Source organism: Rhodococcus artemisiae, from assembly GCF_036327795.1.
GTDB lineage: Bacteria > Actinomycetota > Actinomycetes > Mycobacteriales > Mycobacteriaceae > Rhodococcus > Rhodococcus artemisiae.
The window spans coordinates 169,383-190,913 of record NZ_JAUTXY010000006.1 but is presented as its reverse complement, the minus strand read 5'-3'; the positions used below and the strand labels follow the sequence as shown (position 1 = coordinate 190,913).

21 protein-coding genes and 1 pseudogene are annotated in these 21,531 nt (G+C 66.6%); 6 read left to right on the top strand and 16 right to left on the bottom strand.

Annotated elements, in window-relative coordinates:
• Positions 1-85: 85 nt before the first annotated feature.
• Positions 86-175, bottom strand: a pseudogene (locus Q7514_RS15225) (hypothetical protein); the annotation flags it as partial.
• Here Q7514_RS15225 and Q7514_RS15220 point away from each other — a divergent pair.
• Positions 134-265, top strand: a complete 132-nt coding sequence (locus tag Q7514_RS15220) for a hypothetical protein (protein WP_330134106.1) — start codon at positions 134-136, stop codon at positions 263-265. The pseudogene Q7514_RS15225 and the gene Q7514_RS15220 sit on opposite strands and share 42 nt — an antisense overlap.
• Before the next feature lie 54 nt (positions 266-319).
• Here Q7514_RS15220 and Q7514_RS15215 read toward each other — a convergent pair whose 3' ends face one another.
• Together Q7514_RS15215 and Q7514_RS15210 are read right to left on the bottom strand one after the other, a co-directional pair.
• Positions 320-934 (bottom strand): TetR family transcriptional regulator, encoded by a 615-nt coding sequence (locus tag Q7514_RS15215; protein WP_330134105.1) that lies wholly within the window; start codon positions 932-934, stop codon positions 320-322.
• Between the two features lie 85 nt (positions 935-1,019).
• Entirely contained in the window at positions 1,020-1,145 is a 126-nt protein-coding gene (locus Q7514_RS15210) for a hypothetical protein (protein ID WP_330134104.1), read from the bottom strand.
• Between the two features lie 63 nt (positions 1,146-1,208).
• Between Q7514_RS15210 and Q7514_RS15205 the strand changes: the two genes are divergently transcribed.
• Positions 1,209-1,724, top strand: coding sequence for a flavin reductase family protein (locus Q7514_RS15205; protein ID WP_330134261.1), 516 nt, complete (start codon positions 1,209-1,211; stop codon positions 1,722-1,724).
• Positions 1,725-1,790: 66 nt separating this feature from the next.
• Here the strand turns inward: Q7514_RS15205 and Q7514_RS15200 are convergent, their stop codons facing one another.
• From Q7514_RS15200 to Q7514_RS15175, 6 genes are all read right to left on the bottom strand, one after another.
• A complete protein-coding gene (locus Q7514_RS15200) occupies positions 1,791-3,257 on the bottom strand; it encodes an FAD-dependent oxidoreductase (RefSeq protein WP_330134103.1) in 1,467 nt (488 codons plus the stop codon).
• Between the two features lie 38 nt (positions 3,258-3,295).
• Positions 3,296-4,462: a 3-hydroxy-9,10-secoandrosta-1,3,5(10)-triene-9,17-dione monooxygenase oxygenase subunit gene (hsaA, locus tag Q7514_RS15195; RefSeq protein ID WP_330134102.1), complete on the bottom strand. Its 1,167-nt coding sequence runs from the start codon at positions 4,460-4,462 to the stop codon at positions 3,296-3,298.
• A gap of 85 nt (positions 4,463-4,547) precedes the next feature.
• On the bottom strand, positions 4,548-5,474 hold the full coding sequence (bphC, locus tag Q7514_RS15190; RefSeq protein WP_330134101.1) for a biphenyl-2,3-diol 1,2-dioxygenase: 927 nt from the start codon (positions 5,472-5,474) through the stop codon (positions 4,548-4,550).
• Positions 5,475-5,511: 37 nt separating this feature from the next.
• On the bottom strand, positions 5,512-6,690 hold the full coding sequence (locus Q7514_RS15185; RefSeq protein WP_330134100.1) for an acyl-CoA dehydrogenase family protein: 1,179 nt from the start codon (positions 6,688-6,690) through the stop codon (positions 5,512-5,514).
• 193 nt (positions 6,691-6,883) lie between these two features.
• A complete protein-coding gene (locus Q7514_RS15180; RefSeq protein ID WP_330134099.1) occupies positions 6,884-7,750 on the bottom strand; it encodes an alpha/beta fold hydrolase in 867 nt (288 codons plus the stop codon).
• 91 nt (positions 7,751-7,841) lie between these two features.
• A complete protein-coding gene (locus tag Q7514_RS15175) occupies positions 7,842-8,741 on the bottom strand; it encodes an IclR family transcriptional regulator (protein ID WP_330134260.1) in 900 nt (299 codons plus the stop codon).
• A 322-nt stretch (positions 8,742-9,063) separates the two neighbouring features.
• Between Q7514_RS15175 and Q7514_RS15170 the strand changes: the two genes are divergently transcribed.
• The 3 genes from Q7514_RS15170 to Q7514_RS15160 all read left to right on the top strand — a co-directional run bounded on the left by Q7514_RS15170 (position 9,064) and on the right by Q7514_RS15160 (position 12,299).
• A complete protein-coding gene (locus tag Q7514_RS15170; protein ID WP_330134098.1) occupies positions 9,064-9,975 on the top strand; it encodes an LLM class F420-dependent oxidoreductase in 912 nt (303 codons plus the stop codon).
• Positions 9,972-11,117 (top strand): NADH:flavin oxidoreductase, encoded by a 1,146-nt coding sequence (locus Q7514_RS15165; protein ID WP_330134097.1) that lies wholly within the window; start codon positions 9,972-9,974, stop codon positions 11,115-11,117. Before Q7514_RS15170 ends, Q7514_RS15165 begins: the two co-directional genes overlap by 4 nt.
• Positions 11,118-11,249: 132 nt before the next feature.
• Positions 11,250-12,299 carry a ferredoxin--NADP reductase gene (locus tag Q7514_RS15160; protein ID WP_330134096.1) on the top strand — a complete coding sequence of 350 codons (1,050 nt, stop codon included), beginning with the start codon at positions 11,250-11,252 and terminating at the stop codon, positions 12,297-12,299.
• A gap of 45 nt (positions 12,300-12,344) precedes the next feature.
• Here the strand turns inward: Q7514_RS15160 and Q7514_RS15155 are convergent, their stop codons facing one another.
• From Q7514_RS15155 to Q7514_RS15125, 7 genes are all read right to left on the bottom strand, one after another.
• Positions 12,345-13,217: an aldo/keto reductase family oxidoreductase gene (locus Q7514_RS15155; RefSeq protein ID WP_330134095.1), complete on the bottom strand. Its 873-nt coding sequence runs from the start codon at positions 13,215-13,217 to the stop codon at positions 12,345-12,347.
• A 194-nt stretch (positions 13,218-13,411) separates the two neighbouring features.
• Positions 13,412-14,215, bottom strand: coding sequence for an SDR family NAD(P)-dependent oxidoreductase (locus Q7514_RS15150; protein ID WP_330134094.1), 804 nt, complete (start codon positions 14,213-14,215; stop codon positions 13,412-13,414).
• Positions 14,216-14,262: 47 nt separating this feature from the next.
• Entirely contained in the window at positions 14,263-14,505 is a 243-nt protein-coding gene (locus Q7514_RS15145) for a hypothetical protein (protein WP_408016099.1), read from the bottom strand.
• Positions 14,506-14,512: 7 nt separating this feature from the next.
• Positions 14,513-15,685, bottom strand: coding sequence for a Rieske 2Fe-2S domain-containing protein (locus tag Q7514_RS15140; RefSeq protein ID WP_330134092.1), 1,173 nt, complete (start codon positions 15,683-15,685; stop codon positions 14,513-14,515).
• Between the two features lie 177 nt (positions 15,686-15,862).
• Positions 15,863-17,536: an AMP-binding protein gene (locus Q7514_RS15135; RefSeq protein WP_330134091.1), complete on the bottom strand. Its 1,674-nt coding sequence runs from the start codon at positions 17,534-17,536 to the stop codon at positions 15,863-15,865.
• A 39-nt stretch (positions 17,537-17,575) separates the two neighbouring features.
• Complete coding sequence (locus Q7514_RS15130; protein ID WP_330134090.1) at positions 17,576-18,388, bottom strand: MaoC/PaaZ C-terminal domain-containing protein; 813 nt, start codon at positions 18,386-18,388, stop codon at positions 17,576-17,578.
• Positions 18,389-18,544: 156 nt separating this feature from the next.
• Positions 18,545-19,765 carry an RNA-guided endonuclease InsQ/TnpB family protein gene (locus Q7514_RS15125; protein ID WP_330134089.1) on the bottom strand — a complete coding sequence of 407 codons (1,221 nt, stop codon included), beginning with the start codon at positions 19,763-19,765 and terminating at the stop codon, positions 18,545-18,547.
• An 83-nt stretch (positions 19,766-19,848) separates the two neighbouring features.
• On the opposite strand from Q7514_RS15125, the gene Q7514_RS15120 reads away from it, so the two are divergent.
• Positions 19,849-21,531, top strand: a complete 1,683-nt coding sequence (locus Q7514_RS15120; protein ID WP_330134088.1) for a class I adenylate-forming enzyme family protein — start codon at positions 19,849-19,851, stop codon at positions 21,529-21,531.

The following is a 21,531-nucleotide window of genomic DNA, read 5'->3' as shown; positions in this document are numbered from 1 at the left end:
TGGGAAGCCGTGAAATGCAGATCCGACGCTGATCTACGGAGCGGCCGAGAAGCTCTTCTGCCTGACGGATGCGGTACCGCACCGTGTTGGGGTGGACGTTGAGCAGCTCGCCTGTGACATGAGCGTTCTTTGCGTGGGAAAGGTAGAGGCGCTGCGCGCCGAACTGGACGGGCAACGACCCGCAGACGTCGGTCGCCGATCCGTCCGGAGAACTCCACGACACTCCCGCACCGCGACGAACATCCTCGCGGCAGATCGCTCCTGAGACCGTTGCCTTCACCGCAGCGGCGGGCATCCGGAATGCACCCCGAATGAGCGCTCAGCTCGAGCGAGGGCTCAGTTCGACGAGCAGCAGATCGCAGCTGCGCCGGATGTCCGCCTCCGCCTCGGCGGTGGTCGACCTGTCGTTGAGGAACGCGGTGATCACCCCGAACCAGAGCATCGACAGCAACCGCAGCAGGTCCTTGTCCCCCTCGGTCGGATCGGCGATACCGGCGGTCGCCAGCAGAATCTCCTGGAACTTCACCTCGATCCTGACAGTGTCGGGCACAACCGAGGGCACCGCCGTGCTGTTGGACTGCAGCATCGCCAACGCGAGCGACGGGTACGCGACCATCTCCCGGGTCATGCCGATCAACGCGTCACAGATCGCGTCCTGCACCGGCACATCGGGGTCGCTGACAGGTGTGTATCCGCTGAACCGCTCGAGCCGATCGAGCATCACCCCCACGAACAGGTGGGTCTTCGACGGGAAATAACGGTACAGCGTGCCGATCGCGACACCGGCCCGTTTCGCGACCTCGGTCATCTGTACCCGAGGCAGGTCGAACTCTGTCGCGAGGTGAGCCGCCGCGTCGAGAATGCGTTCGTGCCGGTCGCGTTGTTCGGCCGATGTGGGTTCGGCACCATCTCGCGCCACCCCGATTCTGGGCATCGACAACTCTCCTTTCCTGACGATCGGCCCTTTCGTGATCATCGACAACGGACGATCGACAACGATTGTCCCATCGAGCGGTCCCTCACTTCATCGTGCCCACTACTCCCGCCCATCGAGACGAAGCATCGGATGCGCCGTCGACGCGACGAAAACCGCCGAGAAGTCCGCTCAGCGAGAATCCACGATGGTCGGTTGCCGGGTCGTCCATACATTCATGGCACGCGAACGTCGCCGCATCGAGGCGACCCGAGATGAATCGGAGTTGAGGCGCATGTACACCCAGACGCGGACGCAGGTCCTCGCAGCAGAACCCGAACTCCCCGGTCCGCTCGACATGCGCAATGCGATGGGCCGCTTCGCCACCGGCGTCACCGTCGTCACGGGCCTCGACGAGGACGGGCCGATCGGCTTTGCCTGCCAGTCGTTCGCGTCGGTATCGCTCGAGCCGCCGTTGATCCTGTTCTGCGCCGACCACCGGGGTCGCGCCTGGCCGCGGATCCGCCCGACGGGACGCTTCGCCATCAACGTCTTGGGCGAGGAACAATCCGACCTGTGCGGGCGCTTCGGATCGTCACGCGGCACGAAGTTCGACGGCCTCGACTGGGAGCTGTCGCGGTGGGACACCCCGTCGCTTCCGGGTGTACTCATGCGCGCGCACTGCGAGATCCACGACGTGCACACCGCCGGCGACCACGATGTCGTCATCGGCCGGGTCCTGGAACTCGAATGCTTCGAGGACGAACGCCCCATGGTCTTCTACCGGGGTGCGTTCGGCCTCGGCCACTGACCGGCCTCGGCCACTGACTACGGTGCGGGCCGCCCCTCCGGCGGCCCGCACCTACGGCGACGAGGACTACGAGGTGGCGGCGTGGATGCCGGCGCGACGCCCGAAGAAACTGCCGTCCCCGAGCGAGATCCCGCTGCAGTACCCGAAGGCGGAGAGCCCCGAGGTGCACCGCCCGGCCGCGTACAGCCCCGGGATCGGAGTGCCGTCGACGTGGAGGACTTCGGAGTCGATCGACGTCCGCAGCCCGCCGAGCGTGAAGCCTCCCGTGTTTCCGCGGAGGTCGATCGCCGCGACCGGTGAGCCGATCGGCGCGACCCACTCGGGCTTCTTGCCCAGTACCGGATCCGAACCCTCGGCGGCGTGCCGGTTGTACATCTCCACCGTCGACGTGAGAGAACCGGCAGGAAGGCCCATTTCGGCTTCGAGTTCGTCGACCGTCTCGCACACCCACGTCGGCTGACGCCTGAGCTGAGGACTCGAGCTGGGCGCCTCCATCCCTTCCTCGTACGACTTCTGGTCGATGACGAGGAACGCCTGATTGTCGTTCTCGAACAGCGTGAGCTGCCCGATCCGGCCCGGATAGGTGTCCTCCTGGACGTACCGCTGGCCGCGACCGTTGACGAGGATTCCGCGGGCCATCAACTGCGGGTCGCAGAAGAACGCGACCTCGCACGCATCCATGTGGGCGAGACCGGCGCCGAGTGCCTGTGCAACGAGGATTCCGCGTCCGTCGTGCTCCTCGACCGTCGCGGCAGGGCGCTTGTACAGCCGCGGAGCGTACGCCTGCATCATCTCGTCGTTGTACGCGAACGATCCGGTCGCGAGGACCACGCCGTTGCGGGCACGGACGGCGATCTGCTTGCCGAACCGGGTTGTCACAAGCCCGACGACCCTGCCGTCGGCGTCGGTGACGAGGCGTTGCATCCGCACATCGGTTTCGACGCGGACGCCGAGCGCCCCGGCCTTCGCGATGAGCGTCGTCATCAGGACGTGGCCCGCGCCCTGCTCACCTGTGCGGGGCATCGGCACCTGCGCGAGGTGCCCGCGCGGTGCCGGCGGGGCGAGCGTCGAGAACGGAGCCGCGTTCTCCCCACCGCTGTACATCAGCGAATCGTCGTTCGGGATCTCCCAGCCCGGCTGGTTCCAGAACCCGTCCTTGTACGGCACGCCACATGCTTCGAGCCACTCGAAATGCGCGACACTTCCGTCGCAGTAGACGTCGAGTTTCTTCTCGTCGACCCCCGGTCCGAGGGCCGCGGCGAGGAACGTCTTCATGTTCTCGGGGGTGTCGTCGATGCCGCACGCCTGCTGCAGACGGGTGCCGCCGCCGAGGTAGACGATGCCGCCGGACAGTGCCGCCGCGCCTCCCCCGCCGCCGGTGCGTTCGAGGACGAGGACGTCGGCCCCGCTCTCGGCCGCCCCGATCGCCGCGGCGACACCGGCGATGCCGAATCCGGCGATGACGACGTCGGCTTCGTGATCCCAGGATTCGATACTGTCGGCCGAGACCGGCCGGACATCCGGATTACTCAAGGGGACACTCTCTTTCGTTCGACTGTGGTTCGGTGAGGTCAGAGCAGGTTGTCTTCGACCGGAAGTCCGAACGCGGCCCGACCGTACTGCGCCAGTGCGCGTTCCGGTTCGTTGGCGACGTGCACGCTTCCGGCATGTGCGTCCCGCCAGGCACGTTCGACGATGTTTCCCAGAAACAGCGACGAGCCGCCGGCCGTCTTGAACAACAGGTCGATCGCCTCGACGGCGCGCTCGGTCGCCCGTACCTGGTCGCGGCGGGCACGCGCACGCAACATCATCGGGATCTCCCGGCCGTCGACCGCATGCTCCCACAGTTCGCGCAGGTTGCGGGTGGTCTGCAGGATCGCGGCATCGATCTCCGACGCGGCGCGTCCCACCGAGGTCTGCGCGAACGGGTCGTCGACGAATCGTCCACCGCCCAAGCTCAATCGGACGCGTTCGCGCATCGAAGCGAGATAGTGCTCGTAACAGCCCTCGACCACTCCGACGACGGGCATACTCACCGTTGTACCGAACAATGCGCCGAACGGAAGCCGGTACAGCGGGCCGGTGTTGACCTTCTGACCGGGACCGCGCAGGTTCGCGGTCTCGAAGTTGCTCTTGACTCGGTGATCGGGCACGAATGCCCGGTCGACGGTGATCTCGTTGCTGCAGGTACCGCGCATCCCGACCACGTTCCACACGTCGCGGATTCCGTAATCGCTGCGCGGCACGAGCACCGTCATGAAGTCGACGGGCCGCCCCTCCGGTCCGGTGACGACGGCACCGAGCAGTACCCACGAGGCGTATTCGCAGCCTGAGGAGAACATCCAGGTGCCGGAGAGTTCGTACCCACCGTCCACCCGGGTCAGCTGCCCGACCGGTGCGTACGCCGAACTCACGAGCGTCGACGGGTCGTCACCCCAAACGTCGTGCTGGGCACGGTCGTCGAACAACGCGAGGTGCCACGGGTGGACGCCGAGCACCGAGGTGATCCACCCCGTCGAACCGCACGCCGCGGATACTTCCCGCACCACGTCGTAGAACCGGACCGGTTCGGTCTCGGCGCCGCCGTAGCGGCGCGGCTGCAGCATCCGGAACACTCCGGTCGACGCAAGTGCGTCGACCACGGTGTCCGGGACCCGCCTGGTCTCGTCGATCGTGGCGGCCCGCTCGGCGATGTCCGGGAGCAACGCGCGCACGGCCGTCGCTACGTCGTTGCTCATCTCGAACTCCTGTCGGTGAAAGTGGACGATGCCACGCCGCGCAGCGGTCGTGGCATCGTCGGGTGCAGCGTCGGTGCTTGCTGGATCAGTCCTTCTTCGGTGGCGCGAACGCCGCGAGCGGCTCCGACTCGGACCAGTCGTGGCCCCAGTAGCTGTCGGCCGTGATCTCCTCTGCGGTGTAGAAGGTCTCGTCGACGAGCATGCCCTCGGTGCCGAACTCGAGGTCCCAGCCTCCCGGAGCACGCACGTAGAACGAGACCATCTTGTCGTTCGTGTGCCGGCCCAGGGTCGACGAGATCGAGAAACCCAGCTTCCGAACGCGATCGAGGGCCTGCCCGACGGCATCGAGGGTGTCGACCTCGAGCATCAGGTGCACGAGCCCCGGTTCGCCGCCGGGAGGTGCCGGGCACAGCGCCAGGCTGTGGTGGCGTCGGTTGACGCCGAGGAAACGCACCCGTCGCACCGGAGGCGGCGCCGACAGCCCACCGAGCCGGACGGCGCCACGGGGAAGGAATCCGAGCACCTCGGTGTAGAACGCGTACTCCGCGTCGAAGTTCGCGATGGGCAGCACGACGTGCCCGAGGCCTTCCTCACCGGTGTGGAAGCGACCCCCGAACGGGGTCACGATCGGACTGTGGTCGAGGACCGGACCGAAGAACACCTCGACGCGGGTTCCACCCGGGTCGTCGAACGCGATGACCTGTTCCGCGTCCCGGTAGGTCGCCTCCTCCTCCGAGAGCAGTTGCACCTCGATGCCGGCCTTCTCGACGACCTCGCGCACGCGCTGCAACGCGAACTGGTCCCGCACCTCCCAGCCGACGGCGAGTGCTTTGTCTGTGTCGCCGGGCAGAACGATCAAGCGTGCTCGGCGCTCGTCGATCCGCAGGTAGAGTCCGTCGTCCTCCGGTCCGTTACCGACCGCCATGCCGAGCCCGTCGACGACGAGCTCGCGCCACCGGGCGATGTCTGTGGTCTGGATCCTGAGATAGCCCAGGCCCCGGATATCCGTCATGTCCGCAATTCCTTCGCAGTTGTGGGTTCGGGAGGCTCTAGATCATTCCGCGCATAGCACCCTCGGGCTCGCCGCCGAGCTGAGTGAGGGTTGCCGCGTGGAAGATCGACCCGGGCACGTGGATGGCGTGGCTGAGACCTGCGTGCGCGTCGCGCCAGAAACGCTGCAACGGGTTCGACAGCTGGAGGGCTCCGCCACCTGCGCGGGAGAAGATCTCGTCGACTGCCCGCACCGCGCGCCAGGCGGCGGCCGTCTGGGTCCGGCGGCCGATCGCCCGCTGCTCGAACGTGACTTCCTGACCCTTCTCGGTCATGTCCCAGAAACGATCCACGGTCTCGAGCAGTGCCGCGCGCGATGCCGCGATCTCTGCCGCCGCGTCACCGAGCGCGGAAAGCACGTAGGGGTCCTGCTTGATCGCTGTGCCGGAGACGGTGACACGTTCACGCTGGGTCTCGATGTAGCAATCGAGCGCACCCTGGGCGATACCCACCAGCGACGATGTGATGCCGAGAGGGAAGATGCACGAGAACGGGAACTTGTAGAGCGTCTCGTCGCGCCCGGCGTCCTTCCATGCGACACCACCCATGACGCGCGCAGCCGACAGGGTGCGGTACTCGGGCAGGAAGGCGTCCTTGACGATCAGGTCCTTCGAACCCGTACCGCGCAGACCGACGACGTTCCAGCTGTCCTGGTCGATCTCGTAGTCCGACCGCGGAAGCAGGACGTGCAGGGCCTGCGGCGGGTTCAGGCGGTTGCCGTCCTTGTCGCCGATTGCCGCGCCGATCATGACCCACTGGCAGTGGTCGGTACCCGACGAGAACGACCAGCGGCCGTTGAGGATGTATCCGCCGTCGACGGGTGTGGCAACACCCATCGGGGCGTAGGGAGATGCGATCCAGGTGTCGGGATCCTCGCCCCAGACCTCCTGCTGCGCCTTGGGGTCGAAGAACGCCATCTCCCACGGGTGCACGCCGACGATGCCGCTGACCCAGCCGGTCGCACCGTCCATCGCGCCGAGCGCCATGGCGGTTTCGGCGAATTCACGCGGGTGCGCTTCGAGGCCGCCGAACTCCTCGGGTTGCAGCATCCGGATGACACCGGCGTCCTTCAGACGCTTGGCACTGCGATCGGTCAGGCGCATGAGCTGGTCGCCTTCTGCACCGTCGGCACGGATCTCGTCGGCGAACGGCGAGATGGAGTCGAGAACCTGTCCCATTTTCTCTCCAGCTTTCTGATGTGACGCCCGGAGGCTGACCGGGCGAGGTGGCGTCAGGCCGCTTGCCGTCTCGACCTGGTGACGGGCGAGCGGAGCGACGGAAATGATGATCCCTACGGTGGAGGATCAGCGACGACTGTGTGCGAATTTTCCGCTCAGCGGGAATTCGGTGAGCCGCTGAGAGTTCGGCGGATCAGGCGTCGTCCCGCTTCAGGAACGCGAGGACGGTTGCCAGCCACGCCTCGCGGGCTTCGATCATGGTCCAGTGCCCGCAGTTCGGGAACACATGCAGTTCACCGCGCGGCAGTTCCCGCATCGGCAGCATTGCCATGTCGACGGGGCTGACGCGGTCGTCGCGACCCCAGGTGAGCAGTGTGGGGATCTTGATCTTTCCGAGCTGCGCCCAGTACGGCGTGTCGTTCGACGCTGCGGCGGCACGCGCGCCCGCCGCGAACGCCTCGGTGCTGTACATGCGACGGGCGATCTCGAGCGTCTTCGGCTCGGTGGCCAGCGCCCAGCGCTCCTCGATGAGTTCCTCGGTGACGATCGCCGGGTCGAAGACCATCGAGCGCAGCCAGCGAACCAGCTTCTCGCGTGTGGGGTCGTCGGTGAATTCCATGAGCAACCGGATGCCCTCGCCCGGCGAGGGCGCGAACACCGAACGACCTGCACCGCCGATCGTGACGAGCTTGTTCACCCGCTCGGGTTCGGCGATGGCGAATTGGGTTGCGACGATGCCGCCCATCGAGTTGCCCACGATCGCGACGTCGGACAGACCGAGTCCGTCGAGGAAATCCTTGACCGCGAACTTGGCCATCGCCATGGGGTGGCCGTCGCACGGGTCGCTGACGCCGAAGCCGGGGAACTCGAGGACGAGGCAGCGGTAGTGTTCCGCGAAGTCCGCGAGGACGCCGCGGTAGTTCCGCCATCCCGTCACACCCGGGCCCGAGCCGTGCAGCAACAGGAGCGGCGGGCCGTCGCCGGCCTCGTGGTAGCGGAGAACTCCACGATCGGTCGCGAGTTCGCGTGCGGTGCCTTCTTGCGTCAGTTCCGTCGTCATACCCTCGACATTCCCAGTGATGCCGTTCACAATGTGCCGAGGCTCCCGTTCATTGAGACGATTTCATTTACATCCACTGCCCGGGCCGGGCCTACATCCACTGCCCGGATTGGGTTGCGACCAAGCGTTCCATCGCCTGCGGCGACCACGACTGTGTGGGCTCGGCCGTGGCACGGCGGGCGCGTCGCGGGGTACCGAGTTCGGGATGCAGGATTCGGGAGATGTCGCGGGCGGCGTCGGCGACCAGCGGCGCGACACGCTCGAGGTGGCCGGGGCGTGCAGGCCCGCACAGGGAGATTCCCGCGACCGGGCCGACCGGGCTACGCACCGCTGCACCGACGCATGCCATGCCGTTCTGAGCCTCGCCGGTTTCGAAGGCCAGGCCGTGGCGCTGCCGGATACGGCCGAGTTCCTGGTGGAGGGTGGCGAGGTCGGGGATGGTTCGTTCGGTGCGTCGCACGAGGTGGGTGCCGTAGAACGCGTCGACGTGCTCGGGCTCGAGGCCGGCGAGGATCGCCTTGCCGCACGCGGTGATGTACGCGGGGACGCGGCCGCCGACACGGGAGGTGAGGGTGGCGGCGAGCTGGCCACCGATCTTGTCGAGGTAGATGCAATCGCCGCGATCGAGGATGGCGAGGTGCGCGACCATGCCGGTCTGCAGGTGGAGTTCGTGGAGGAGCGGGGCCGCGGCCTCACGGATGCGGCTGTGACCGTTGTCGCTTGCGCCGAGCGACTTCGCGCGGCGTCCGAGGCAGTAGCCGAAGGAGGCGTGGTCGACCCATTCGAGACGAACCATCTGGTCGAGGATGCGATGGACGGTCGAGCGGGGCAGACCTGTGCGGCACGCCACCTCTTCGAGTGTCAGACGCGAACCGGCACCGTCGAATGCGTCGAGGATCAGCGTCATGCGCTCGACCATCGACGCCGGAAGCTCACGCTTGGACTCCGAGGTGTTCTGCACGGTCGCGCTCTGCACTGCAACGGCCTGCATCTCTGCGGACTGCACCATCGTTTCTTCCTCTCCGAAACTTGCCTCTACCTGGGCGAACAAGAGAAACTGAAATTCATTCTTGTGCCGACGTGACTAGTATCACCCAGCGGGCACCGATAACACAAGTACCGCCACCGTGCACTGCGTCGCCCACTCACCGAATCCACCACCACACGACGACGCTGCCACGACGACCCGACGCGTCCCACTGAGCAGGAGATCGCGTGGCCCGCCCCGGCTCGCCGGGTAGAAAAGTCGAATAGGACGAGCACGCGTCCACCCCGCGCTGCCGCGCCCAAGTCGGTTCGAGGTGATCGATCGGATGTACATAGGGATCACGTCACCTGTGGTGACAGGCCACCCGGCCACACTCGCCGAGTGGGAACGCGATGCCGGCATCGTCGAACTCGCACGTGTTGCGGAGACAGCCGACAGCCTCGGATTCCACCACCTCACCTGCAGCGAACACGTCGCCGTACCGACAGACGTCGCGGCCGAACGCGGCGGCGTCTACTGGGATCCCCTGGCGACGTTCGGCTACCTCGCCGCGCGCACCTCACGGATCCGGTTCAACACCCGCGTTCTCGTCCTCGGCTATCACCACCCACTCGAGATCGCGAAGCGGTACGGCACCCTCGACACCGTCAGCGGCGGCCGGCTCGTCCTCGGGTTGGGAGTCGGAAGCCTCGAGGAAGAATTCGACCTCCTCGGCGCGCCCTTCGCCGACCGCGGCGCACGCGCCGACGAAGCCCTCACCGCTCTGCGCGCCTGCATGTCGACACCGACACCCGAGTTTCACGGCGTCTACTACGATTTCGACGACGTCTACGTCAGGCCGCATGCGATCCAGCCGCGTGTTCCGTTCTGGATCGGCGGGCGCACAGCAAGGTCCTTGCGACGCGCGACAACGCTCGGCGACGGCTGGTTGCCGTTCGGCCTCACGTTGGAACAGACCGAGACGATGCTGCAGAGAGCAGAGCTCCCCCAAGGGTTCGAGGTCGTGCTCTCCCCCAGCAGATCCCTCGACCCGCTCGGCTCACGCGACCTGACCCTGCGCGCGCTCGACCGCCGCAGGCAGGCCGGAGCGACGATCGTGAGCACGGCCGTCTCCGCCACCGGCGTCGAGCACTACTGCGATCAGTTGCATGCGCTGCGCGATCTCGCACCCGAGATCGGCGCCGCGTTCGACGCCCAGCCCCTGTCCGATATCGACGAAAGCGCCACTCGCACATGACTCGAACGCTGTCCCCTCTCTTCCGTCCCCTGTCGGTCCGATCGCTGGAACTGCCCAACCGCATCGTGATGTCGCCGATGACGCGTTCGCACTCCCCCGGCGGCGTACCCGGAGCCGACGTCGCCGAGTACTACCGGCGACGCGCCGCCGGCGGCACCGGACTGATCATCACCGAGGGCACCGCGATCGAGCACCCGACGGCCATGGACAACTCGCGCGTCCCCCGCATGTACGGCGACGATGCACTCGAGGGCTGGCAGCGCGTGGTGGACGCAGTCCACTCCGAGGGCGGCCGGATCGTCCCGCAGTTGTGGCACGTCGGACCGCTCTGGGGTGCAATGGCCGGCAACGTCGATCCCGCTCTCACCCCGATGCGCCCCTCCGGTCTGTGGGGTGAGCCGGGTGTGACCTCCTATTCCGACGAGTACGTCACGCGGGCTTCCGAGCCGTGTCGCGCCATGACCGAGGACCACATCGCCGACGTCATTGCCGCCTACACCCAGGCGGCGAGCAATGCCCGGGAGGTCGGGTTCGACGGCATCGCCCTGCACGGCGGTCACGGCTACCTGCTCGATTCGTTCCTGTGGGCTTCCACCAACCAGCGCGACGACCAGTGGGGCGGCGATCTCGAACGACGTGCCCGTTTCCCCGCCGCTGTGGTGTCGTCCATCCGGTCCGCGATCGGCGACGACGCTCCCATCTTCTTCCGCTTCTCCCAGCACAAGCAGCAGGATTACCACGCGCGGATCGCCCAGTCCCCCGACGAGCTGAGGACGCTCCTCACCGCACTGGTCGACGCCGGCGTCGACGTGTTCGACGCGAGCATCCGTCGCTTCGACGCAGCGGTCTTCGAGGGCAGCGACCTGTCGCTGGCCGGGTGGGCCAAGAAGCTGACCGGCGTGACGGCCATGGCGGTCGGCAGCGTGGGCATCGGCGCCAGCCTTCGGGAGAGCCGTCTCGCCGGCGTCGCTCCCACCGACGACAACATTCCCGAGCTCGAACGCCGGCTTGCCGACGACGAGTTCGACCTCATCGCCATCGGCCGCCTCCACCTCGCCGATCCCGCGCTGGCGACCAAACTCCGCGACGGAGCTGCACTCCCGGAGTTCGACCGATCGGCGCACGAGGGCACCCTCACCTGAGCGCACCGGATCGCGTTCACTCGACTTCGGCTCTCCTGCTTGGTGTCCCAGCCATCGGGAGAGCCGTTCGTCGTTGTCGGTGTTCCCATTACCGTGATCCGTACACCTTTTCCCGCATTGAAGGAAGCCACGATGACATCCGTTCAGACGGCAGTGAGCACGCGCGCGGTGGCGGTTACCGTGGCCGCTGTCGTACAGGAAACCGCCGACGCGTGTTCGCTGGTATTCGACATCCCCGCGGACGCGAAGGACAGGTTCTCGTACAAGCCGGGCCAGTTCCTGACGCTCCGCATCCCGAGCGATCGGACGGGCTCGGTGGCACGGTGCTACTCACTTGCGAGCTCACCGCACAGCGACGAGCAGCTCAAGGTCACGGTCAAGCGCACCGCCGACGGGTACGGATCGAACTGGCTGTGCGACAACGTCTCTGCAGGCGACGAGCTCGTGGTACTGCCACCGGCCGGCGTATTCACGCCGCGCAGCCTGGATGACAAGCTGCTGCTGTGCGCGGCGGGCAGCGGAATCACGCCGGTGATGTCGATCCTCAAGTCGGCGCTCGCCGCGGGCAACCGCAACATCGTCGTGTTCTACGCCAACCGCGACGAGAAATCCGTCATCTTCGCGCAGGAACTGCGCGAACTGGCGATCCGGTACCCAGGCGCCTTCACCGTGCTGCACTGGCTCGAGACCGTGCAGGGTCTGCCCGTCACGGGTCAGCTCACGGCGCTGCTCTCGCCGTACACCGAGCATCACGCGTACATGTGCGGTCCGCAGCCGTTCATGGATGCGGTGCGAGAGGGGCTCGGTGCGGCCGGGATGCCGTCGGACCGGATCCAGGCCGAGGTGTTCACCTCGCTGTCGGGCGATCCGTTCGCCGAGATCACCCCGGTGGAGGTGTCCGACGACGAGGACACCTCGTCCGTGCAGGTGAGTCTCGACGGCGACGACCACGAACTGACCTGGCCGCGGTCCGCGACCCTCGTCGACGTCATGCTGTCCAAGGGCCTCGACGTGCCGTACTCGTGCCGAGAAGGCGAATGCGGTTCGTGTGCGTGCACTGTCGTGTCCGGCAAGGTCGACATGCCCGACTCCGCGATCCTGGACGACGAGGACATCGCGAGCGGATACGTGCTCGCGTGCCAGGCGCGTCCGATCAGCGAGCGCATCGAGATCGAGTTCTGATCGGGATCGTCCACCGGCCCTGTCCGGATCTCGTACCCTGGGGCGTCAGCGGCCGAACCGGTCGAGTTCGGCCACAGCGTCTTCGGGGAGAGCAAGGGCTGCGCCGTCGATGTTCTCGTGTAGGTGTGCCCTCGCTGATGTGCCGGGGATGAGCAGGATGTTCGGGGAGCGCTGCAGTAACCACGCGAGTGCCACCGACTTCGGTGTCGACCCGAGCCGCTCGGCGACCCCGGACAGCGTCTCGGACTGCAGCGGTGTGAATCCGCCCAGCGGGAAGAACGGGACGTAGGCGATGCCGTGCGCAGCGAGTCGGTCGATGAGGTTGTCGTCGTAGCGGTGCGCGAGGTTGTACATGTTCTGCACGCACACGATCGGGGCGATGCCCTGCGCTTCGTCGACCTGCTCGGGACTGACGTTGCTGACCCCCAAGTGCCGGATCAGGCCCTCCTGCTGAAGTTCGACGAGAGTTCCGAACGCTTCGGCGAGAGAACCGGGGCGGAGACCGTTGGCATCGCCCATGCGCAAGTTGACGAGATCGAGGACCTCGACGCCGAGTGATCGGAGGTTTCCCCGGACCTGATTGCGGAGGTCCTCGGGCCGCCGGGCGGTGGGCCAGCCGCCCTGTGCGTCGCGGTTCGCCCCGACCTTGGTGGCGATGACCAACGAATCGGGATACGGGTGCAGGGCTTCGCGGATCAGCTCGTTGGTGAATCGGGGGCCGTACGCATCGCTGGTGTCGATATGGGTGATGCCGGCGTCGACGGCCTCGCGGAGCACGGCCGACGCAGCGTCGCGGTCGGCGGGTGGCCCCATTGCCCATGGGCCTGCGAGCTGCATCGCACCGTAGCCGAACCTGGTGACGGGAGAGTCGACGAAAGTCCAAGTGCCACCGGGAAGTGCAGTGCTGAGTGGTTCCATCGCGTTCGCCTTGTCCTTGGTCGCGGGTGGCGCTTGTCGCTACCCACGATCATCATCGGGGAGTAACTCCCCCTCGGGAAGTAGGCACCTGAAAGTGCGTAGCCAACCCGAGGGAGAGAGGCCGAGGACGAGGAGTGCACTGGAGCGCGACGGCATGTTCACCCGCACCGCAGTGTCCAGCGGTTCAGCAGTGTCTAGCGGTTCAGCAGTGCCCGCATCGCCTTCGCGGCACCCTGCACCATCTTGTCTCGCGGGAAGCCGCTGCGCTTGATCGCCGCATCGTAATTGCCGCCGGCAACCCACACCGGGCCGTCCGCCAGATGCTCGAGGCCCTCGCGGGCCACGTCCTCCGGCTCCGACACCAACATGCCCGGCACATCGAAGTTCAGGCCTGCACGCTCCATCGCGGGTGTGCGGGTGACGCCGAGGATCAGCTCGACCACGTGCACGTTGTACGGCTCGAGTTCGATCCACAGGCTTTCCGCGAATACCCGGCTGAATGCCTTCGACGCGGCGTAGATGCTCTGGTGTTCCGAACCCATGTAGCCGGCAAGCGACCCGAGCAGCATGATGCCGCCGCGACCCATCTCCTTCATCCGCGACCCGAACAGGTGCGACAGTTCGATCTGACGGTGCACGTTCAGTTCGATCACGCCGCGGAAGCCGTCGAGGTCGCCGGTGACGAATTCGTGGCCGTAGCTGTTGGCTCCGGCGTTGAAGATGAACAGGCCCACCTCGAGGTCGGCGGTCGCCGACCGGATCGTCTCGACGGCGTCGGCCGTGAGCAGATCCAGGGAGAGCGTGCGCACTTCACCGCCGTGCACACGCACTCTTGCCGCGGTCGCTTCGAGGGGTTCCGGCTTTCGGGCGATGAGTAGCAGGTCGAATCCGGCGCGGGCGAGTTCGTCGGCGAAGGCGGCGCCGACGCCCTCGGAACCACCGGCGATCACCGCCCACTGTCCGTACTGAGCGCGGTCGATCGAAAGGGTGTCGGTCATCAATATCCTTCGAAAGGTTTGTGGCGCCGGCTATCCGGCCACAGAGACTATTGGACGATCGGGGCCGGAACCGGTGCATCGTCGACGACATCGATCAGCCCCTCGGCTGCGGCGCGAGTGATGGTGGCGACCATCGACGGGCACGTCGGCCGCGGCGCGCCCGGGCGCCGGGACGTATCCGCCCCGGCCCCGAAGTCTCCCCGAGGCCGGTGACACTGCTGACGCGACTGCTGGTCCCACTGAATCTCGGTGTGTTCCCAGCTGTTCTTCTTCACTCGCACCTGCGCCATGCAGTCGCTACACCTGAGGGGCTGCATTTTCCTGCTCCGCGCCCGCGGCTGTCCTTGCAGCGAGGTTGGCCTCGACTTCCTTCATCCAGGCTGCGACCGGCCGGGTGGTGTCCATCTCGAACTCGAAGCGGTCGGTCATCTCCGGCTTGACGTCCTCGACGTCGACGTAGAACTGCTCGTACCAGCGACGCAGTTGGTAGACCGGGCCGTCCTCCTCGCACAGCAACGGGTTCTCGATCCGGGTCTTGTTCTTCCAGATCTCGACGTCCTGCTCGAAGCCACGTGCGATGAAGGTGCCGAACTGCTGCGCCGTCTTCAAGGCCGCATCGCCTTCGAGGCGGTCGGACTTCTTGACGATCATCCCGTACATCAGCACGAACTTGTCGGCCGAGACCGGGTAGTGGCAGTTGAGAAGCACCGATTCGATGTCGTAGTCCTCGTACTCGTACTTCAGGTCATCGATCATGAACGACGGACCGAAGTACGACGCCTCCGAGTGACTGCCGAGCATCTTCGGCTGCCCCTCGGTGTTCGGGCGCATGTCCGGGCGCGCCTGACCTTTCATGATCTGCGTCGCCACGTGGCCCTCGAAGATGTTCTCGAAGTACACCGGGAACGAGTAGTGCACGTAGAAGAAGTGCGCCATGTCGACGATGTTGTCGATGATCTCGCGGCAGTTGGTGTCGACCTCGGTGGTGTACCAGATCCAGTCGGTCCACTCGTCGCTGGTCGCGCCCTCGATCCGGGGGATCGTGACGTCTGCAGGCGGCTTGTTGCCCTCGGGGTCGTGCCAGACGAAGAACAGGCCGTCCTGCTCGAGCGTGTGCCACGAGCGGGTCTTGGCGATCGGGGGTACGCGACGGGCGTACGGAATGTCCTTGCAACGACCGTTGCCGCCCCACCGCCAGTCGTGGAAGGGGCACGCGATGTTGTCACCCTTGACGGTGCCCTGGGTCAGATCGCCACCCATGTGGCGGCAGTACCCGTCGAGGACCTTCAACTCTCCGTTGCTGTCCGCCCAGGCGACGAGCTTCGTGCCGAACGCTTCGATGGAATGCGGCTTGCCGTCCTTGAAGGACTCCGCCAGACCGAGGCAATGCCACCCGCGGGCAAAGCGGGTAGGAGCGGAACCGACGACGATTTCGCGGATTTCGGTGTCACCAGAAGTATCCAGGCTCACGGTCGTCCGTCCTTTCGGAAGTAGTGATCGAGTGAGCGGAACGGCGTGTTCCGTTCGCGGCGCGGACTCGTCGCGGGCTGCGAGACAAGTCCCGGTAGGGCTGTATGAACGTCACGGTAGGTGAGCGATGTCACGGCCGAGCTGCAGGTCCCGCTCGGTGAGACCACCCCGCCGCGACTAGGCAGAGGTGAGCGGAGCCGGCAGCAACGCGGCCCGACCCTGCTCGGTGAAGTCGCGTTCGATCTGCGCACGCGCCTCGTCGTCGAGCCGAACGTATTCGGGGGTACGGCCCACCCGGACGTATACCGGATCGGCGGTGCTCCACGCGGCAGCGCGCAGCGGCGCCTTGTCGATCTTGTTGCTGCCTGTGAGCGGGATGTGATCGGTCACGCGCACGAAACGCGGCCACCACTTATCGCCCATATCCGGCTGCTCGGCGAGCGTCCGCCCGAATACCTGCGGATCGAAGGCCGCGCCGGCGTCGAGCTCGACTGCGCACATCACCTGGTCGCCCGTCGCCGGGTCCGGGACCGCGAACACCGGTGCCGACAAGATCCCGGGGATCCGCACCAGGATGCGCTCGACGGGTGCGGCCGAGAAGTTCTCGCTGTCCACGCGCAGCCAATCCGATGCGCGGCCGGCGAAGTAGAAGAAACCGTCGGCATCGCGGTAGGCGAGGTCGCCGGACCAGAAGTCGCCGTGCCTGACGCGTTCGGCGGCCGCTCCCGGGTTCTTGTAGTAGCCCTCGAACGACGCGGCGCCGCCGATCGCGACGATCTGTCCGACCGCCTCGGAGTTGAGCAGGCGCCCGGTGTCGTCGAACTGCGCGCGGGGGCATTCCTCGCCGGTGTTCTCGTCGAGGACCCGCACGTCGGCGCCCCCCGGCGCCACACCCAGCGACCCGACCGGGGTGTCCGGAGTGCGGTTGATCCGGAAGACGCCCTCGCTCGAGCCGTAGCCCTCGATGACCGCGCACCCGAATCGCTCCGAGAATCGGGCGACATCGACCTCGGATGCTTCGGTGCCGAAAGCTATTTCGAGCGTGCCGGTGCGGTCACGCGGATCTTCGGGCTTGTTGAGCACGTACGACAGCGCACGCCCGACGTAGTTGACGAAAGTTGCGCCGTAACGGTGGATATCGTCGGCGAATCGGCTGGCCGAGAACTTCCGGATCAGGCCGACGGTCGCGCCGACACGCATGGCGGTGCCGAGGTTGAGCATGACGGCGTTGCCGTGGAAGAGCGGCATGCACAGGTACGCCACCGAGTCGCGTCGCATCTGCGTGCGCTCGACGAGGACGTCGAGGAGTTTCCCGAGCCTGCCCTGCGTGACGATGACCGCCTTCGGCCGGCCTGTCGACCCGGAGCTGAACAGCAGCAGGGCGATGTCGTCGGGCGAGGGGACGGTGTCGGGCAGGTCTGCGCCGCGATGCGGTTCGAGGAAGCGCAGGTACTCGGGCGAGTCGATGTCGAGGATCCGGTCGGCGGGCAGGCCGTGGTCTGTGCCGTCGACGAGGGGCGCGAGGCGCGATTCGGTGACGACGAAGTCCACGTCGGCCTGACGGATGTCGTCGGCGATCTCCGGTCCGCTGCGGCTCGCGTTGATGCCCACCACCACCGCACCGGCGAGCGCGCCGGCTCCGATCCAGAACACGAAGTCCGGGACGTTCTCGAGCAGCACGCCGATGTGTCGACGACGATCGGCGGGTTCCCCGACGGCGACGGTGAGCGCGGCCGCGCGGTCGGCACTCTCCTGGATCACCTGGTCCCAGGTCCATTGCCGGTCCTCGAACCGCAGTCCGATCTTGTCGTCGCCCTTGCGAGAACGCACTACTTCGGCGAACGTGTCCAACTTTTTCCTCCAGAAAGTTCCGGCCCTGTGCAAGGGCGGTCAGGCGAACGTCGCACGCGCACCCGACACCACAGCGTTGTCGCCGGTGCGGACGTCGAATTGCAGGTCGGTGCCCTCACCCCAGATGCGGAGCTCGTGGTCGTCGCCGGGGAACGCGGGGGCAGCGAAGCGTCCGGACAGCGACGTCAGGTCTGCCGGATGCGCACCGACAACGCGGGCCAGCGGGATCGTCGCAGCGGCGAGCGTGCACAGTCCGTGCATGATCGGGCGGGGCTGCCCGATGTGTGCCGCCGCCTCGGGGTCGATGTGGATGTGGTGCCGGTCGCCGGTCAATCGGTACAACGCAGCCTGGTCTTCACGGGTGCTCAGGGTGGTCGTCCGGTCCGGTTCGCCTTCGGGCGCCGCCGCTGCCGATGGTCCGCGTTCCCCACCGAAGCCGCCCGCACCCGGCGCGAACAGCGACCACGTGGCGACGAAGAACTCCGATTCGACCAGCACTTCGAACACCGCGGCGCGGCCCTTGTCCCACACCTCGCCGACCTTCGCCGACAACGTGAGCTCACCCGCGCGCGGCAGCGGTGCGAGAACCTCGAGGCTTTGCGACCCGTGCACGGCGGTGCGGGTGTCGAACCCGCCGCGGGCACCGAGCTCATCGGGTGCCCACTGCGCGAGCGTCAGCGCGAAGGTCGGGAGCACTCTGAGCCGCTCTTCGAACACGAGATCGAGGTCGGTGGCGGGCGCACCGACGGCGAGGGCATACAGAATCGCGTCGCTCTCGTCGTAACAGACGGTGCGCGTACCCAGTTCGACGCCGCGCCAGCGAGCGGCCGACGATTCTTCGGTGGTGGTCATCGTGTGGGTCCTTTCTCCACTGTGAGCAGGCTAAGTGGACGGGCGACCGGTCCCCTCGGGGATCTCACTCACCGGTACATTCGAAGGTCGTGGTCCGGGGCATGAGAGCCTTTCGCGACACACAAGCGCCGACGGAGGAGGGGAGAGCACTTTTGACTACTCCCCGCCTCGAAAGACGGGGATTCTCGGACTCACGTCCGGGAATTCCTGTTTCACCGGCGAATGCGGACGGGAAAACCCGTGCCGTCTGACATCGCCTCCACAGGCGTTTCGTGTCTCCGCCAGCCCGGCGGCGACAAGGATGTTCTGCGCGGCATTGACGTCCCGATCATGCCGGGTACCACACTCGGAACACGACCAGTGCCGCGTCCCGAGGGACAGCACGGCGAGCAGATACCCGCACACGCTGCACATCTTGGAACTGGGACACCAGCGGTCGATCACCACCAACCGGCGACCGGCCCGCTCCGCCTTGTACTCGAGCATCGACCGGAACTCACCCCACCCGCATTCACTGATCGACTTCGCCAACCGGCGGTTGCGGACCATATTGCGCGGGGCCAGGTCTTCGACGGCAATCGCGCCGAACCGCGCCACGAGACCCGTGCTGGTCTTGTGGAGGAAGTCACGTCGGGCATCGCGGACACGGGAGTGCGTGCGTGCCACCCTCGAACGTTGCTTGGCGCGGTTGTTCGAGCCCTTCTGCATCCGCGCCAGGCGCCTCTGGTGCCGTCGCAGGCCACGTTCGCGCCGGGCCATGCGCCTCGGATTCCCGATCTTCTCCCCGGTCGAGAGGACCGCGAAGTCCTTGATCCCGAGGTCCACACCGACCGACTCGCCAGTAACCGGCAACAAAGCGGGATCGGTCGTGTCGACGGCGAACGTCACGAACCACCGCCCGTCCGCCTCGCGGGAGACAACCACCATCGTCGGGTCGAGCCTGGCAAGGTCGATGCCGGGCCAGGACCACGCCACCTTCATCGACGCGGTCGTCTTCGCCAGCCACAGCCCGTCCGTTTTGATGCGGAACGCCGAGCGAGTGTAATGCGCGGACTGGCGAGAATGCCGGTTCTTGAACCGTGGGTACTCGGCGGTGCCCTTGAAGAACGACTGGAACGCGGTGTGCTGGTGGCGCAGCGTCTGCTGCAGCGGCACCGAGGACACCTCGCCGAGGAACGCAAGCTCCTCGGTTTTCTTCCACTCGGACAGTGCGGCGTCGGTGTCCTTGTACGAGGTCGATTTCTGTTCGGTGGTGTACCGGCGTTGCCGGTCGGCGAGGGTCTCGTTCCACACCACGCGCACGCAGCCGAACGTGCGGCGCAGCAGCGTCGACTGTTCGGGGTCCGGGTAGGCCCGGACCTTGTACGCGGTCCTCATCTGCCCATGGCAACAGAAGGGTCCGACATGTCGAACACCATTCCTGCCCGCCGTGAACGACGGGGCATCCAGGCGAGGTCCCGGTGACCGTCCCGTCGGATCCGCGGCCGTTCCTGGACCAGCTGATTTCTCGTCTCACCGGCCGAGGCGGGGCCTTCGAGATCGTCATGGACGAGGTGCTGGGCACCGAGATGCCGGTGATGAAGAACCGTGGCCGGGCCGTCGCCGACCTGCTGTCTCAGTCGCTCGTGTGGGGGGACCGCGAATATCTCGTCACGTCGGAGCGCAGGATCACGTTCGCCCAGCACGCGCGCGACGCCTACGCGCTCGCCGCGGCGCTACGCGAACGCTATGGGGTTTCGGTCGGTGACCGGGTCGCGATCCTGTCGGCGAATCGGCCCGAATGGGTCACCGCGTTCTGGGCGACGCAGGCGCTGGGTGCGATCACCGTAGGGATCAACGCGTGGTGGGTGCGGCCGGAGATCGAGTTCGGGATCCGGTATTCGCGTCCGCGGGTGGTGTTCGTGGACGAACAACGTGCCGAAACCGTTGCCGCGATGGGCGCGAGCGACGCGATCGTCCTCACCATCGATGATGATATGCCGCGGTTGATCGGGGAGTTCGCCGGCGCGCAGCCTCCCCCACCGAGCGTCGAAGAGGACGATCCGGCGGTGCTTCTGTTCACCTCCGGCACGAGCGGTGAGCCCAAAGGTGCGTTGCATTCGCAGCGGAATCTGCTGGCGGTCGCCGACTATCACCGCTACTCCGACGCCATCACCGCCGCCTGGACCGGAGAGCAGTACGCACACGGTGTCCCGTCGGACACCCGCCACCTGCTCACCTCCTCCCTGTGCCACATCACAAGCCTGCACAACACCGTGGTGCCCCGGCTCGCGACCGGCAGCACCGTCGTCATGAACCAGGGCTGGCTCGGAATCCGTCCCGTGCTGGAACTGATCGAAAGCGAAGAGATCACCCACTGGAACGCGGTGCCGTCGATGGCGGCGCGGATGCTCGAGATCGACGATCTCGACCAGTACGACCTCACCTCACTGATCGGTTTCACGTTGTCCTCCGAACCGTCGACCCCCGAGTTCAAAAAGCGGATCCGCGAGAAACTGCCCTTCGGCAGTCATGCCGTGGTCGACAGTTACACGATCACCGAATGCAGCACGTCGATCACCGCCGCAACTGCTGCGTCACTCGACCGGTATCCGGGCACCGTCGGCGAGCCGGTGATCACGGTGAGCCTCGAGATCCGCGACCAACATGGAGGATGGCTCCCCGACGGCCAACCCGGCGAGGTCTGTGTGCGAAGCCCGTTCGTGATGCTCGGGTACTGGGACGACGACGAGGCCACCGCGGAGACGATCACCGCCGACCGATGGCTGCGAACAGGCGACTACGGCGTCGTCGAGGGCGGTCGGCTACGACTCCTGGGGCGGCGGGCCGACCTCATCGAACAGAACGGGGAGTCGATCTACCCCTCCGAGGTCGAACGAGTCCTCGGAGGCCACCCTGCGGTACGTGAGTGCCTGGTCAGCGGCGTGTCGCACCCCGAATGGGGGCAGGAGGTGTGCGCGGTCGTCGTCCTGAATCCCGGGACGTGTGCCACCCGGGAAGAACTGACCGCCTACGTTGCCGATCATCTCGCCTACTTCAAGATACCCACCCGCTGGCGGCTCACGCGGGATCTGCTGCCTCGCAATACCACCGGAAAGATCGTCCGACGCCGCTTTCCCGGCGACGACCTGCCCGGGTACTGA

Coding starts and splice junctions, on each gene's coding strand:
- Q7514_RS15160 (WP_330134096.1), top strand. CDS start 11,250: ATGACATCCGTTCAGACGGCAGTGAGCACGCGCGCGGTGGCGGTTACC.
- Q7514_RS15205 (WP_330134261.1), top strand. CDS start 1,209: ATGTACACCCAGACGCGGACGCAGGTCCTCGCAGCAGAACCCGAACTC.
- Q7514_RS15180 (WP_330134099.1), bottom strand. CDS start 7,750: ATGACGACGGAACTGACGCAAGAAGGCACCGCACGCGAACTCGCGACC.
- Q7514_RS15165 (WP_330134097.1), top strand. CDS start 9,972: ATGACTCGAACGCTGTCCCCTCTCTTCCGTCCCCTGTCGGTCCGATCG.
- hsaA (WP_330134102.1), bottom strand. CDS start 4,462: ATGAGCAACGACGTAGCGACGGCCGTGCGCGCGTTGCTCCCGGACATC.
- bphC (WP_330134101.1), bottom strand. CDS start 5,474: ATGACGGATATCCGGGGCCTGGGCTATCTCAGGATCCAGACCACAGAC.
- Q7514_RS15145 (WP_408016099.1), bottom strand. CDS start 14,505: ATGGCGCAGGTGCGAGTGAAGAAGAACAGCTGGGAACACACCGAGATT.
- Q7514_RS15185 (WP_330134100.1), bottom strand. CDS start 6,690: ATGGGACAGGTTCTCGACTCCATCTCGCCGTTCGCCGACGAGATCCGT.
- Q7514_RS15170 (WP_330134098.1), top strand. CDS start 9,064: ATGTACATAGGGATCACGTCACCTGTGGTGACAGGCCACCCGGCCACA.
- Q7514_RS15150 (WP_330134094.1), bottom strand. CDS start 14,215: ATGACCGACACCCTTTCGATCGACCGCGCTCAGTACGGACAGTGGGCG.
- Q7514_RS15215 (WP_330134105.1), bottom strand. CDS start 934: ATGCCCAGAATCGGGGTGGCGCGAGATGGTGCCGAACCCACATCGGCC.
- Q7514_RS15155 (WP_330134095.1), bottom strand. CDS start 13,217: ATGGAACCACTCAGCACTGCACTTCCCGGTGGCACTTGGACTTTCGTC.
- Q7514_RS15125 (WP_330134089.1), bottom strand. CDS start 19,765: ATGAGGACCGCGTACAAGGTCCGGGCCTACCCGGACCCCGAACAGTCG.
- Q7514_RS15210 (WP_330134104.1), bottom strand. CDS start 1,145: ATGGACGACCCGGCAACCGACCATCGTGGATTCTCGCTGAGCGGACTT.
- Q7514_RS15130 (WP_330134090.1), bottom strand. CDS start 18,388: ATGACCACCACCGAAGAATCGTCGGCCGCTCGCTGGCGCGGCGTCGAA.
- Q7514_RS15175 (WP_330134260.1), bottom strand. CDS start 8,741: ATGCAGGCCGTTGCAGTGCAGAGCGCGACCGTGCAGAACACCTCGGAG.